This window comes from Pandoraea communis, assembly GCF_902459745.1.
Taxonomy (GTDB): Bacteria; Pseudomonadota; Gammaproteobacteria; order Burkholderiales; family Burkholderiaceae; genus Pandoraea; species Pandoraea communis.
Genome location: NZ_CABPSJ010000002.1, coordinates 712,040 through 726,236, shown reverse-complemented (window position 1 = coordinate 726,236; position 14,197 = coordinate 712,040). Strand labels below are relative to the sequence as shown.

Sequence of the window (14,197 nt, the reverse complement as noted above, 5' to 3'; positions counted from 1 at the left end):
TGGCGGCGTAGCCGCCGGCCGTGCCTTCCCCCCGGCCCGTGATCAGGCTGCTCTCCCGGCGATACGCCCTCTCGGTGATCCGAGAGGGCTTTTTTTTGCGATTTTCCCTGCCTATCGAAACGAGCGGGGGGATATGGAAATGCCGATTATGTATTTCGCGTAAACCCGCATCTATGGCAGCATCCGGGGTCTGGGTTGCGCGGGAGGCTAATGGCCGCCTGCGACCGCAGCGGGCCTGTGAGGCCCGTTTGATACCGAACAGGTGCTCAAGAGGCGCCAGATAAGTAAAAGGAGAAATCGCACATGCTGTCCCGTCAACTGATCAATGCGTTCCTCGGCGCCACGTTTGCGCTGGCATCCCTCGGCGCTGCGGCCCAGACGGCCGACAAGCCTCTGAAAGTCGGCACGATGGCCGGCTCGGACGCGCAGATCTTCGAAGTCGTGAAGAAGGTGGCACACCAGCGCGGCCTCGAAATCAAGATCGTCGAGTTCAGTGACTACGCACAGCCGAACGCCGCACTCGACGCGGGCGATCTGGATGCCAATGGCTTCCAGCACAAGCCGTTCCTCGACAGTCAGATCAAGGACCGCGGCTACAAGATCGTGAGCGCCGGTCTCACGTACGTCTCGCCGCTGGGTTTCTACTCGAAGAAGTTCAAGTCGCTGGGGGATCTGCCGAACGGCGCAAAGGTCGGTATCCAGAACGACCCGTCGAACGGTAACCGTGCCCTGCTTCTGCTGCAAAAGGAAGGCCTGATCAAGCTGCGCGCGGGGCTCGACGGCAAGAACGCCACGCCGCTGGACATCGTGCAGAACCCGAAGAAGCTGAAGATCGTGGAACTTGAAGCCGCGCAACTGCCGCGCGCGTTGCCGGATCTGGCCGCCGCGTCGATCAACACGAACTTCGCTGCGCAAGCCGGTTTGGTGCCGCAGCGTGACGCCATCGCCATTGAAGACCTGAAGGGTCCGTACGCCAATCTGATCGCCGTGCGCGCGCAGGATGCGAACAAGCCTTGGGTCAAGCAACTGGTCGACGCCTATCACTCGGATGAAGTGAAGAAGTTCATCGAAACGCAGTTCAAGGGCGCGCTGATTGCAACGTGGTAAGCACTGACGCCGCTTTCGATGCGCATTGCGCGCATCGTTCGAGGTCAATGAAGAACCGGGGTTTCGACCCCGGTTTTTTTATTTCAGGCTGACGCCAGCACCGCACCTCACTGGACTACGCCGCAGCCCGATATAGCAGTCTAGTCATAGGCCACGACCCCGCCAGCAGTCCAGTTTGCAACAACGCCGTATTCGTGGACGCTTCGCGTGTGCTGCCCACGTAAAGCGCTTGACGCCGCAGGCGTGGCGCCGTGCTGCCAGAATAGTCGCTGGCAGCGCTTGCCGCACAAGCGCTGGAGGCCAAAGATCATTGAAATTGGCGCGACCTCAAAAGACGAAGCCCCGCGCAGTGCTGAAACCCCGGAAGAGAAACCTGTGAGAAGTGCGAAACGCTTGAGGCGTACCTGATGGTTCTCAGGCCGTGCCCGTCCGGCGTCCAGGCCATGGCAGACAGGTGGACAGCGCGATCAGGCCTAGCACCAGCACCGTGCCGCCAAGCACGCCAAGGCTGGTGCCGAAGGCCGCGCTGACACCCATTGCCACCAGCGCGGCGCTGCCGATCTGACAGAACCCTACCAGTCCCGACGCGGTCGCCGCATGCCCGTGCTCGCTGGCAATGGCTCCGGACACGGCCAGCGACAGCGACGATCCATTGGCGAGACTGACCAGGCACATCGGCATCACGACTGCGACCGCGCCATGTAGCCCCAATGCCACTACGGCCAGGAATGCGACACCGCCAAGCACGAAGCACATGATGCCGGCCGCGTGGATGCGATCGTAGGGCCAGCGATCAAGCAAGCGCTTGGCCAGCAGGTTCGCACAGATGATGCCGGCCGTCAGCGGCAGGTACAGCCAGCCGCTTTGTTCCTCGCTCAAGCCTTGGCGCGCAAAAAGAAACGGCGATTGGGTCAAGTAGACGAACCAAGCGCAATAGATCGCGCAGACTACCAACGTATAGCGGCGAAAAGTCCGGTCGCGAAGAACATGGTTGAAGCCGGCAAAGGGAGAGGTGCGGGCACGGGCAGTTGTGGGGAGCGTTTCCGGTAGCTGCGTCATCACCATCAGTAGTGCCGCGACACCGAACGCGGAGACGAACAGGAAATCAGACCGCCAGCCGAAAGCCGCAGCCAGGTGCCCGCCTATGGCCGGCGCCAGGGCTGGCGACAGCGACACCAGCGGGTAGATCACCGCATAGACCTTGGCGGAGGTGCGCTTGTCGCAGGTGTCGGCGATCAGGGCGCGGCCAATGACAAGGCCCGCAGCCGCGCCGACTGCTTCCAGCATGCGCCAGGCCAGGAACCCGTTGTAGGTGGCGGAGGCGGCACAGCCCACCGAGCCGGCGATATAGAGGGCGATGCCGGCCAGCAGTACGGGCTTGCGGCCACTGCGGTCCGACAGTGGCCCGTAGGTCAACTGGGCGATTGCCAGTGCTAGCAGGTAGAACGAGATGGTCTGCGGCATTTGCCAGTCGGCGACGCCAAACTCCGTGGCCATGCTTGGCATGGCGGGCAGATAGACATCCGAAGCGATCAGGCCGAAGGCACTCAGCATGGCGACGGTCAGAATGAACGATAAGCGAGGCATGGCAGTTCCCGGCAGCCAGCCAGTCGGGCGGGCTGCGCGTCAAAGGTTCAGAAGGGATGGACGCCATGTTACGGAGATGCCTTTCATGTGAAAATGCACAAAACAGCAACCTATGGCTGCATATTTGCAGCATCGGCAATGAGGCAGCAATGAACTGGGACGACGTGCGGGTATTCTTGGCAATTCAGCGCGCTGGCACCTTGCGTGGGGCGGCGCAGCAACTGGCCATCGACCAGACCACGGTGGGCCGGCGTCTGACCGGATTGGAGCGGGCGCTGGGCAGCCGGCTGTTCCTGCGCACCACGGGCGGCCTGGTGCTGACCGACACCGGCCAGGAAGTGCTGCGCGTGGCTGCGAACATGGAGCGCATGGCAGTCTCCTTCGAGCGCCGCGGCGAAGGTGCCGATGCGCGCGTGGCCGGTGAGGTGCGCGTGACCACCACCGACGCGCTGGCGGTGGACTTTGTGGTTCCTGCCATTGAACGCCTGCGCGCCAGCCATCCTGAGGTACGGGTGATACTGAGCACCACGACGCGGCTACTCGATCTGGCGCGGCGGGAGGCCGACATAGCTGTACGTACGCTAAGGCCCGAGCAGCCGGATTTGATCGTTCGCCAACTCGGCTGCTGGGAAGTCGGCCTGTACGCCACCCGAAGCTATCTGGCAAAACATGGCGAACCGCAGCCCGGACAAGGCCTTGCGAACCACGATATTGCACTTTACCAGCAGGGTGTGACCGGCCGGCAGGACGATACGCTGGCGGGGGAATCTAGGGCACAGGGTCGCGTGGTTGCCGAACTGGATTCGAGCCTGATGCTCGCGACCTTCGTGCGCGCTGGCCTGGCCATAGGCGAGTTACCCGAGTACCTGGCCCGGCGCGATCCCGCGCTGGTGCGGCTATGGCCGCAGCGCCGTCGGGCCAGGCCCTACGAAACGTGGCTGGTGTTGCACCAAGATTTGGCGCGCACGGCCAGAGTGCGTGTCGTCGTGGAGGCGATCACATCGGCGTTTGCCGATTGAGCGTCAGGCATGGGCAAGCCACATAGTGGCTTTGGGGCGCGACGGCCAAGAGGTTACGATGCCGCGACAAGCTTGCCATCTGCAGGCAATAGTTCCCGATGCAGTGCGACCCGGCTGTCTTCCGCGATGCGCTTATATGGCGCCTAGCCCACGAAGTCGCAGCTCCGCAAAGTTGCGCTAACCTCGCGTCCTGCATACGTTTCTGGTCTTCAAGAAAATTCTCGCGAATGACTTGATGCCGGTCATTTTTTATGGCGTCGCCATCAAGGGAACGGGATGCAGGCGTGAAAACGATTGACTAGAATGGAAACACATTCCCAACCGATAGGAGGCCGCCATGTCCACGCTCAACCTTTCGATGATGCTTGTGGCGCTGCTCGTCGGCTTCGCCATCGGCATGGCCGTCGATCATTTCTGGGTGACGCATCACGATGAGCCGTCCGAGCACAAGCGCCTGGACTGGCACGAGATGTGGGATCGCATCCGTCACCAACATTGACGGCAGGGGTGCATCGGCTCAATGAGGCTCAGCCGCCGCTGGTGTCGCGAAGTTTGCGCCAGAGCGTCGAGCGGCTGATGCCGAGCGCTTCGCAGGCGGCGTTGCGCTCGCCACCGCACGCCGCCAGCGTAGCGTGAATGCGGGCGAGTTCCTCTGCTGCGCGTCGGGCTCGGCCCGACGGGGGCGCCGTTGTGCCGGTATCGGCCTCATCGACGCGAGTTTCCGGGTAATCCTGACCTTCCATTTTTCGTCCGTTGTTCGCTTTTGAAACATCGGACGATGTGATTTCCAACTCTGGCGCAATCTCGATCAATCGCGCGCGACCGATTTCCCGCGCGTCGACGACGTCGGCGCACACGACCGCAATGCGCTCCAGCAGATTCTCCAATTCCCGCACATTCCCCGGCCAGCGATAGGTGGCCAGCAGCGGCAGCAGCGATGCCTGCAGCGCATCGACGCTCATGCGCGCCCCGGCGCGAGCGAGCGCCCGTTCGAGAAAGAGGGGCGTGAGGCGCGGCAGGTCGTCCATGCGCTCGCGCAGCGGCGGCAACACCATGCGCAGAATGTTGAGCCGGTAGTAAAGGTCTTCGCGAAACAGTCCGGCGGCAACTTGCTGTCGAAGATCGCGGTGCGTGGCGGCAATCACGCGCACGTCGCACGGCACGGGCTCGGTCGCGCCAAGACGCAGCACTTCACGTTCCTGCAAGACCCGCAACAGACGTGTTTGCAGCGGCATCGGCATCTCGCCGATCTCGTCCAGAAAGAGGGTGCCGTTGTGCGCCGTCTCGAACAGACCTGCCTTGCCGCCGCGCCGGGCGCCGGAGAATGCGCCGTCTTCATACCCGAACAGTTCGCTTTCGAGCAGCGTTTCGGGAAATGCGGCGCAGTTGATGGCGACGAACGGGTAATCGCGCCGCCGGCTGGCGTTGTGAATGCCCTGCGCGAGCAGCTCCTTGCCAGTGCCGCTCTCGCCGTGGACGAGCACGGTCGAATCGGTCTGTGCGTAGCGGCGTGCCAGCGTGCGCACTTGCGTCATCGCTGCCGAGTCGCCGATCAGATCGTCGAGGCGGTAGCGCGCCACGAGATGCCGGGGGCGATGACGCGAGCGCAGCGAACGATCCACGCGCGCGAACGACTGCGAGTCCTGGCAGGTGAGCAGAGCACCCGTTAGCGTGCCCTGATCGAGCAGCGGAATGCGGTTGACGACCCACGTCTTGCCCGCCATCGAGACAATGGCCTCGAGTTCCGCGCTCGCGCTCTCCAGCGTACGGGCAATGTCGAGCGCAGGCGCAATGGCATCGAGCGGACGGCCGACGGCGTCGGCAACGGTCACGCCGAGCATGCCTGCCATCGACGCATTGATGGCTTCGATGCGTCCGTTCAGATCGACTGACGCCACGCCTTCGTGCAAATGCCGCAGCACGGTGTCGAGCCGTTCGCGCCGCTGGGCTTCGATACGCCCGAAACGCGCAACTTCGAGGGCGGTATCGAACGCGGCGCGCACCGAATCCTGCGAGTAGAGAAAGACGCCCGTGAGTCCGGCCCGCTCGGCCAACTCTGTCACAAGGCCGGGGCCGACGATGACTTCCACGCCTTCGTCGCGCAGCCGGTGCACGAGGTCTTCAGCGTCGTGGGCGTCGAAATAGGCGTGCTGCGCAATATCGAGGTGAAAGGCGCTCTTGAAGCGCTCGAACTCGGGCGCAGGCCGCGCATAGGACACGAGCGCAATACGTGAGGCAGGCGAGGCAGACGAGGGTGGGGGCAGGGTGCGGCGTGCCCTTGCCAGCGCATGCATCACGTCGAAGCCGGTCACTTTCACCAGCACCACGGGCAGGGCAACGCGCTCGCGCAGAAATGCGCCGTTCGATCCGGCTGCAACGATGCCGTCGACGCTGCCGGCGGGCAAGCGTTCCAATGCCTCGATGACCGCTTCGTAGCCTTTGTCGATGATCTGCACATCGGCTTGCGCGGCGTAGTCGGGCACGATGTCGCGGTACAGCTCGCCGAGCTTGCTGATACCCACCGCCCAGATCACCGGCTTGCGCATGGCAGCCACAGGTTGGGCGAACCCCACACGGGCACCGCTCGCGGCGGAAGCCGGCAGGCGGGGTGGCAAATCGGCGGCGTTGGACATGACGTAACTCATCGGTAATCTTGCGGCGGGGGACTGCTGAGGCTGCGGGGAAAGATAAGCGTATTGTAGCATGATGCGACGTGTCGTTTCATAATTGGTTTCAAAATGAAACAAAATGCAACATGAGTGAAACGCATCAAGCGACAATCGGCTTGACGTAAACGTGACTTCCGCAAAGAATTTCTGCTGACAAATGAACGCGTTAGGTGCGCGACAACGATAACGGCGTGCACGCCGGAGCCCGGCTGGCACGTCCATTGCTATTGAAGTACCCGTAACTCAACCCAAGTGCGATTCGGCGACGTCAGACTGCCGGTCGCGCACAACACGACCGAGGGACTCAAGTGACGCAAACCATTCGTTCGGCCGGCGCCGCCTTCCGCGAGGCCGTCAAGACCGAGCAACCGTTGCAGGTTGTCGGCGCTATCAATGCCAACCACGCCTTGCTCGCCAAGGCGGCTGGTTTCAAGGCGATCTATCTGTCCGGCGGCGGTGTGGCGGCAGGCTCGCTCGGCCTGCCCGATCTGGGCATCTCCACGCTCGACGACGTGCTGACCGATGTGCGCCGTATCACCGATGTCTGCGATCTGCCGTTGCTGGTCGACGTCGATACCGGCTTCGGTCCGTCGGCGTTCAACATTGCGCGTACGGTGCAGTCGCTCATCAAGTTCGGCGCAGGCGCCATGCACATCGAGGATCAGGTCGGCGCGAAGCGCTGCGGCCATCGCCCCGGCAAGGCCATCGTGAGCCAGCAGGAGATGGTCGACCGCATCAAGGCGGCAGTCGATGCCCGCACCGACGAGAGCTTCGTCATCATGGCGCGCACCGACGCGCTGGCCGTGGAGGGACTTCAGGCCGCCATCGATCGCGCCTGTGCGTGCGTTGAAGCGGGCGCCGACATGATTTTCCCGGAAGCGATGACCGAGTTGCCGATGTACCGTCAGTTCTCCGACGCCGTGAAGGTGCCGGTGCTCGCGAACATTACCGAGTTCGGCTCGACGCCGCTGTTCACCGTGGAAGAGTTGAAGAGCGCGCAGGTCGGTCTGGTGCTGTACCCGCTCTCGGCGTTCCGCGCCATGAACAAGGCGGCGGAGAACGTCTATCACACGATTCGTCGCGACGGCACGCAAAAGGCCGCACTCGACACTATGCAAACGCGCGCCGAACTCTATGAGAGCATCGGCTACCACGCTTATGAACAGAAGCTCGACGCTCTGTTCGCCCAACAGAAATAACCGAATCCCTGATCCTGGAGGAAAGAGCATGAGCGAGACGACTGCCACTGGCTTCAAACCGAAGAAATCCGTCGCCCTGTCGGGGGTGACCGCCGGCAATACCGCCCTGTGTACCGTGGGCCGTTCGGGCAACGATCTGCACTATCGCGGCTACGACATTCTGGATCTGGCCCAGACCTCGGAGTTCGAGGAAATTGCGTATCTGCTGGTGTACGGCAAGTTGCCGACCGTGGCGGAGCTGCGCGGCTACAAGGCCAAGCTGAAGTCGCTGCGCGGCTTGCCGGCTGCCGTCAAGGACGCCCTCGAAACCGTCCCCGCCGCCGCGCATCCGATGGACGTGATGCGCACAGGCGTCTCGGTGCTCGGCACCGTGCTGCCGGAGAAGGACGACCACAACGTGCCGGGCGCACGCGACATCGCCGATCGGCTGATGGCCAGTCTCGGTTCGATGCTGCTGTACTGGTACCACTACAGCCAGAACGGCGTGCGCATCGATGTCGAGACGGACGACGACAGCATCGGCGGTCACTTCCTGCATCTGCTGCACGGTGAAAAGCCGTCGGATTTGTGGGTGCGGGCGATGCATACCTCGCTGATCCTGTACGCGGAGCACGAGTTCAATGCGTCCACGTTCACGGCACGCGTGATCGCGGGCACGGGCTCGGATATTCACTCGGCGATCACCGGCGCCATCGGCGCGCTGCGTGGCCCGAAGCACGGCGGCGCGAACGAAGTGGCTTTCGAGATTCAGAAGCGCTACGACTCGCCCGACGAAGCCGAGGCCGATATCCGCAAACGCGTCGAGAACAAGGAAGTGATCATCGGCTTCGGTCACCCGGTCTACACCGTGAGCGATCCGCGTAACAAGGTCATCAAGGAAGTGGCGCACGAACTGTCGAGAGATCAGCAGAACACAAAGATGTACGACATTGCCGAGCGCCTGGAATCGGTGATGTGGGACGTCAAGAAGATGTTCCCGAATCTGGACTGGTTCAGCGCCGTGAGCTACCACATGATGGGCGTGCCGACCGCGATGTTCACGCCGTTGTTCGTGATTGCGCGCACGTCGGGCTGGAGCGCACACATCATCGAGCAGCGCATCGACAACAAGATCATTCGTCCGAGCGCCAACTACACGGGGCCGGAAGATCAGCAGTTCGTGCCGATCGAAAAGCGCTGAGATTGCCCGACCGGGCATGCCTTGCCCGCACGGCCCGGGATGGCGGCGACAGGATCTGTGCCGCCGTCCCGGATGTCCACCAAACAGGCACATTGTTTGAATACCGCCACAGGCCGGGCCGACACTTTCCTCACATGATGAACACCGAATACCGCAAAACGCTGCCCGGGACGTCGCTCGATTACTTCGACGCCCGCGCTGCCGTCGAGGCCATTGCGCCGGGCGCTTACGACACGCTGCCCTACACCTCGCGCGTGCTGGCCGAAAACCTCGTGCGCCGCTGCGATCCCGCGGCGCTTACCGATTCGCTCAAGCAACTCATCGAGCGACGCCGCGATCTCGATTTCCCCTGGTTCCCTGCGCGCGTGGTGTGTCACGACATTCTCGGCCAGACGGCGCTCGTCGATCTCGCCGGTCTTCGTGACGCGATCGCCGCACAAGGCGGCGATCCGGCGCTGGTCAATCCGGTGGTGCCCACGCAACTCGTCGTCGATCACTCGCTGGCGGTCGAATGCGGAGGCTTCGATCCGGATGCGTTCGCGAAGAACCGTGCCATCGAAGACCGTCGCAACGAAGACCGCTTCGACTTCATCAACTGGACGAAGCGCGCGTTTCGCAATGTCGACGTGATTCCCCCCGGCAACGGCATTCTTCACCAGATCAACCTGGAGCGCATGAGCCCGGTGATTCAGGTGACGGACGGCGTGGCGTACCCCGACACCCTCGTGGGCACCGACTCGCATACGCCGATGGTCGATGCGCTGGGCGTGATCGCCATCGGCGTGGGCGGTCTGGAAGCGGAGAGCGTGATGCTCGGACGCGCGTCGTGGATGCGTCTGCCCGATATCGTCGGTGTGGAACTGACGGGCAAGCCGCAGCCGGGCATTACGGCGACCGATATCGTGCTGGCGCTGACCGAATTCCTGCGCAAGGAAAAGGTGGTGTCCGCTTACCTCGAGTTTTACGGCGAGGGTGCCGCCAACCTTACGCTGGGCGACCGCGCGACGATCTCGAACATGGCGCCCGAATTCGGTGCCACGGCGGCGATGTTCTACATCGATGCGCAAACGATCAAATACCTGAAGCTCACCGGCCGCGACGATGCCCTCGTCGCCCTGGTCGAAACCTATGCGAAGCAGACCGGTCTGTGGGCCGACAGCCTGACGAAGGCGCGGTACGAGCGCGTGCTCACGTTCGATCTGTCGAGCGTCGTGCGCAATATCGCCGGTCCGTCGAATCCGCACAAGCGCGTGCCGACGAGCGAGCTGGCCGCACGCGGCATCAGCGGCAAGGTTGAGAACGAACCGGGCCTGATGCCCGACGGTGCGGTCATCATCGCGGCCATCACGAGTTGCACGAACACGAACAACCCGCGCAATATGATTGCCGCCGGGCTGTTCGCGCGCAACGCCAACCGCGCGGGCCTCGTGCGCAAGCCTTGGGTCAAGAGTTCGCTGGCGCCCGGCTCGAAGGCCGTCACGCTGTATCTGGAAGCCGCCGGGCTGCTGCCGGAGCTCGAAGCGCTCGGCTTCGGCGTCGTCGCCTACGCCTGCACGTCGTGCAACGGCATGTCGGGTGCGCTCGACCCGGTGATCCAACAGGAAATCATCGAGCGCGATCTGTACGCCACGGCCGTGCTCTCGGGCAATCGCAACTTCGACGGCCGGATTCATCCGTATGCGAAGCAGGCGTTTCTCGCGTCGCCGCCGCTGGTGGTGGCTTACGCCATTGCCGGGACGATCCGTTTCGACATCGAAAAGGACGTGCTGGGTGTCGATGCCAACGGCAAGCCCGTGAGGCTTGCCGACCTGTGGCCGAACGACGAGGAAATCGACGCGATCATCGCAAGCAGCGTCAAGCCGGAACAATTCCGCCGCGTGTACGAGCCAATGTTCGCCGCCTCCGTCGTGCATGGCGAGCCGGCCGAGCCGCTGTACGACTGGCGCGAGAAGAGCACCTACATCCGCCGTCCGCCCTATTGGGAAGGGGCGCTGGCCGGTGAGCGCACGCTGCGCGGCATGCGTGCATTGGCGGTGCTGGGCGATAACATCACGACCGATCACCTCTCGCCGTCGAACGCGATCATGGCCGACAGCGCAGCCGGCGAGTACCTCGCGAAGATGGGGCTGCCGGAAGAGGACTTCAATTCGTACGCCACGCACCGGGGCGATCACCTGACGGCGCAGCGCGCCACGTTCGCCAATCCGACGCTCAAGAACGAGATGGTCGTGGTCGACGGGCAGGTCAAGGCGGGGTCGCTCGCGCGCATCGAGCCGGAAGGCAAGATCACGCGCATGTGGGAAGCGATCGAGACGTACATGACGCGCAAGCAGCCGCTCATCGTGATTGCCGGGGCCGATTACGGTCAGGGGTCGTCGCGCGACTGGGCGGCCAAGGGCGTGCGTCTGGCGGGCACCGAGGCGATCGTCGCCGAAGGCTTCGAGCGCATTCACCGTACCAATCTGGTCGGCATGGGGGTGTTGCCGCTCGAGTTCAAGCCGGGCACGAACCGCAAGACGCTGGGCATCGACGGCAGCGAAACGTTCGACGTGATCGGTGAGCGCAAGCCGCGCGCGGATCTCACGCTGGTCATTCACCGCCAGAAGAAGGACGGAAGCAGCGAGCATGTGGAGGTGCCGGTGACCTGCCGTCTGGATACCGCTGAAGAAGTGTCGATCTACGAGGCGGGCGGCGTGCTGCAGCGCTTCGCGCAGGACTTTCTGGAATCGTCGCAGGCGGCCGCCTGAGGAGAGATGTGATGGCGCATCAGCCACAAATCCGCATTCCCGCCACCTATATGCGTGGCGGCACCAGCAAGGGCGTGTTCTTTCGCCTTCAGGACCTGCCCGCCGCCGCGCAGGTGCCAGGCGCGGCGCGCGACGCGCTGCTCATGCGCGTGATCGGCAGCCCGGACCCGTATGGCAAGCAGATCGACGGCATGGGCGGGGCGACGTCGAGCACGAGCAAGACGGTCATCATCGCGAAAAGCGAGCGGCCGGGGCACGATGTGGACTATCTGTTCGGCCAGGTGTCGATCGACCAGAAGTTCGTCGACTGGAGCGGCAATTGCGGCAATCTGTCGGCGGCCGTCGGCCCGTTCGCGATCAGCGGCGCACTGGTCGATCCGGCGCGGGTGCCGCGCGATGGCGTGGCCGTCGTGCGTATCTGGCAGGCCAACATCGGCAAGACGATCATTGCGCATGTGCCGATGACGAACGGTGCGGTGCAGGAGACGGGGGATTTCGAACTCGACGGCGTGACGTTCCCGGCCGCCGAAGTGCAACTCGAATTCCTCGATCCGGCCGCCGAGGAAGACGGTGAGGGCGGTGCGATGTTCCCGACCGGCAATCTCGTCGACGATCTCGAGGTGCCCGGCGTAGGCACCTTCAAGGCGACGATGATCAACGCCGGCATTCCGACGATCTTCCTCAATGCGGAAGACATCGGCTATCGGGGCACCGAGCTGCAGGACGCGATCAACAGCGATCCGAAAGCGCTCGCGATGTTCGAGACCATCCGCGCGCACGGCGCGATCCGCATGGGGTTGATCAAGGACGTGTCCGAAGCGGCAACGCGCCAGCACACGCCGAAGGTCGCGTTCGTCGCGAAGCCGGCCGGTTATACGGCGTCGAGCGGTAAGGCCGTGAATCCCGGCGACATCGATCTGCTGGTGCGTGCCCTGTCGATGGGCAAGCTGCATCATGCGATGATGGGTACGGCGGCGGTCTGCATCGGTGCGGCGGCGGCGATTCCGGGTACGCTGGTCAATCTGGCCGCCGGTGGCGGCGCGCGTAACGCGGTGCGCTTCGGGCATCCCTCGGGCACCCTGCGCGTGGGCGCGGAAGCGAAACAGGAGGGCGGCGAGTGGACGGTCACCAAGGCCATCATGAGCCGTAGCGCCCGAGTGTTGATGGAAGGCTGGGTGCGTATTCCCGGAGACGCGTTTTGACAACGTAATGACAGGAGGTAGTCGATGTCTGCCGGTATCTCGAACGTGCGTCCTTCTCCCGACAAGGTTCTCGCGGACATTGTCGACTACGTCCTGACCTATGAGATCCGCAGCGATCTCGCCTTTGACACCGCTCGCAACTGCCTGATCGATACGCTCGGGTGCGGTTTCGAAGCGTTGTCCTATCCGGCCTGCACCAAGCTGTTGGGCCCCATCGTGCCGGGTACGGTGGTGCCGAACGGGGCGAAAGTCCCCGGCACGCCGTATCAACTCGATCCGGTGCAGGCAGCGTTCAGTCTGGGCGCGATGATTCGCTGGCTCGACTTCAACGACACCTGGCTGGCCGCCGAATGGGGACACCCGTCCGATAATCTCGGCGGCATTCTCATGACGGCCGATTGGCTCTCGCGCACGGCGGTGGCGCAGGGGCAGCCGCCACTGACGATGCGTCATGTGCTTGCCGCCATGATCAAGGCGCACGAGATTCAGGGCTGTCTGGCGCTGGAGAACTCGTTCAATCAGGTCGGCCTCGATCACGTCGTGCTGGTGAAAGTGGCGTCGACGGCGGTCGTCGGCGAAATGCTCGGGCTTTCGCGCGACGAACTGATCAACGCGCTCTCGCTTGCATTCGTCGACGGACAGAGTCTGCGCACATACCGTCATGCCCCTAACACCGGTAGCCGCAAGTCGTGGGCGGCGGGCGATGCGACGAGCCGCGCCGTGCGGCTCGCGCTGATGGCGCGCACCGGCGAGATGGGCTATCCGTCGGTGCTCACCGCCAAGACCTGGGGCTTCTACGACGTGCTGTTCAAGGGCAAGCCGTTCGCATTTCAGCGCCCGTACGGTTCGTATGTGATGGAGAACGTGCTGTTCAAAATTTCCTTCCCGGCCGAGTTTCACGCACAGACGGCCGCCGAGGCGGCAATGACACTTCACGGCCAGTTGAAGGCGATGGGGCGTACCGCGCAGGACATTCGCTCGGTCAAAATTCGCACGCATGCGGCCGCGATTCGCATCATCGACAAGCAGGGACCGCTCGCCAATCCGGCCGACCGCGATCACTGCATTCAGTACATGGTGGCGGTGCCGTTGCTATTCGGGCGTCTGACGGCGGCCGATTATGAGGATGCCGTCGCCGCCGATCCTCGTATCGATGCGTTGCGCGCGAATATCGTCTGCGAGGAAGACCCGCAGTTCACCCGCGACTATCACGATCCCGACAAGCGTTCGATTGCCAACGGGCTGAGCGTCACGCTGACCGACGGCACCACGCTCGGCGAAGTGCTGGTCGAATACCCGATCGGCCACATGCGCCGCCGTGCCGAGGGGATTCCGCTGCTCGTGGAGAAGTTCAAGACGAATCTGGCGCGCCGCTTCGCTGCTCGCGCACAAACGCGCATCCTCGACATCGCGCTCGATCAGCAACGGCTGGAGGCGATGCCGGTGCACCAGTTCGTGGATCTGATGGTGTGACGGGGCTGACTCGC

General features: G+C 63.5%; 10 protein-coding genes. 8 read left to right on the top strand and 2 right to left on the bottom strand.

From position 1 onward, the window contains the following. Positions 1 to 303: 303 nt before the first annotated feature. A complete protein-coding gene (locus PCO31110_RS09750) occupies positions 304 to 1,107 on the top strand; it encodes a MetQ/NlpA family ABC transporter substrate-binding protein (protein ID WP_010806248.1) in 804 nt (267 codons plus the stop codon). A gap of 414 nt (positions 1,108 to 1,521) precedes the next feature. Here the strand turns inward: PCO31110_RS09750 and PCO31110_RS09745 are convergent, their stop codons facing one another. Next, the gene (locus PCO31110_RS09745; RefSeq protein ID WP_150690269.1) at positions 1,522 to 2,694 is read right to left on the bottom strand and encodes a multidrug effflux MFS transporter; all 1,173 of its coding nucleotides are present in this window, start codon (positions 2,692 to 2,694) and stop codon (positions 1,522 to 1,524) included. Between the two features lie 149 nt (positions 2,695 to 2,843). Here PCO31110_RS09745 and PCO31110_RS09740 point away from each other — a divergent pair, with 149 nt between their 5' ends. Both PCO31110_RS09740 and PCO31110_RS25645 read left to right on the top strand, forming a co-directional pair. Beyond that, on the top strand, positions 2,844 to 3,713 hold the full coding sequence (locus tag PCO31110_RS09740; protein WP_150690268.1) for a LysR family transcriptional regulator: 870 nt from the start codon (positions 2,844 to 2,846) through the stop codon (positions 3,711 to 3,713). Positions 3,714 to 4,050: 337 nt separating this feature from the next. Then, positions 4,051 to 4,212, top strand: coding sequence for a hypothetical protein (locus tag PCO31110_RS25645; protein ID WP_168162869.1), 162 nt, complete (start codon positions 4,051 to 4,053; stop codon positions 4,210 to 4,212). Positions 4,213 to 4,240: 28 nt separating this feature from the next. On the opposite strand, the gene prpR is transcribed toward PCO31110_RS25645, so the two are convergent. Further along, a complete protein-coding gene (gene prpR, locus PCO31110_RS09735) occupies positions 4,241 to 6,346 on the bottom strand; it encodes a propionate catabolism operon regulatory protein PrpR (protein ID WP_306439153.1) in 2,106 nt (701 codons plus the stop codon). Positions 6,347 to 6,690: 344 nt separating this feature from the next. Here prpR and prpB point away from each other — a divergent pair, with 344 nt between their 5' ends. From prpB to PCO31110_RS09710, 5 genes are all read left to right on the top strand, one after another. Then, positions 6,691 to 7,581 (top strand): methylisocitrate lyase, encoded by an 891-nt coding sequence (gene prpB / locus PCO31110_RS09730; RefSeq protein ID WP_010806244.1) that lies wholly within the window; start codon positions 6,691 to 6,693, stop codon positions 7,579 to 7,581. A gap of 28 nt (positions 7,582 to 7,609) precedes the next feature. After that, positions 7,610 to 8,761, top strand: a complete 1,152-nt coding sequence (gene prpC, locus PCO31110_RS09725) for a bifunctional 2-methylcitrate synthase/citrate synthase (RefSeq protein WP_150690267.1) — start codon at positions 7,610 to 7,612, stop codon at positions 8,759 to 8,761. A 137-nt stretch (positions 8,762 to 8,898) separates the two neighbouring features. Beyond that, positions 8,899 to 11,508 (top strand): Fe/S-dependent 2-methylisocitrate dehydratase AcnD, encoded by a 2,610-nt coding sequence (gene acnD, locus PCO31110_RS09720; protein ID WP_010806242.1) that lies wholly within the window; start codon positions 8,899 to 8,901, stop codon positions 11,506 to 11,508. A gap of 11 nt (positions 11,509 to 11,519) precedes the next feature. Next, entirely contained in the window at positions 11,520 to 12,710 is a 1,191-nt protein-coding gene (gene prpF / locus PCO31110_RS09715; RefSeq protein WP_010806241.1) for a 2-methylaconitate cis-trans isomerase PrpF, read from the top strand. A gap of 24 nt (positions 12,711 to 12,734) precedes the next feature. Then, entirely contained in the window at positions 12,735 to 14,183 is a 1,449-nt protein-coding gene (locus tag PCO31110_RS09710) for a bifunctional 2-methylcitrate dehydratase/aconitate hydratase (protein WP_010806240.1), read from the top strand. Positions 14,184 to 14,197: the final 14 nt, after the last annotated feature.

Coding starts and splice junctions, on each gene's coding strand:
- PCO31110_RS09750 (WP_010806248.1), top strand. CDS start 304: ATGCTGTCCCGTCAACTGATCAATGCGTTCCTCGGCGCCACGTTTGCG.
- PCO31110_RS09745 (WP_150690269.1), bottom strand. CDS start 2,694: ATGCCTCGCTTATCGTTCATTCTGACCGTCGCCATGCTGAGTGCCTTC.
- PCO31110_RS09740 (WP_150690268.1), top strand. CDS start 2,844: ATGAACTGGGACGACGTGCGGGTATTCTTGGCAATTCAGCGCGCTGGC.
- PCO31110_RS25645 (WP_168162869.1), top strand. CDS start 4,051: ATGTCCACGCTCAACCTTTCGATGATGCTTGTGGCGCTGCTCGTCGGC.
- prpR (WP_306439153.1), bottom strand. CDS start 6,346: ATGTCCAACGCCGCCGATTTGCCACCCCGCCTGCCGGCTTCCGCCGCG.
- prpC (WP_150690267.1), top strand. CDS start 7,610: ATGAGCGAGACGACTGCCACTGGCTTCAAACCGAAGAAATCCGTCGCC.
- acnD (WP_010806242.1), top strand. CDS start 8,899: ATGAACACCGAATACCGCAAAACGCTGCCCGGGACGTCGCTCGATTAC.
- prpF (WP_010806241.1), top strand. CDS start 11,520: ATGGCGCATCAGCCACAAATCCGCATTCCCGCCACCTATATGCGTGGC.
- PCO31110_RS09710 (WP_010806240.1), top strand. CDS start 12,735: ATGTCTGCCGGTATCTCGAACGTGCGTCCTTCTCCCGACAAGGTTCTC.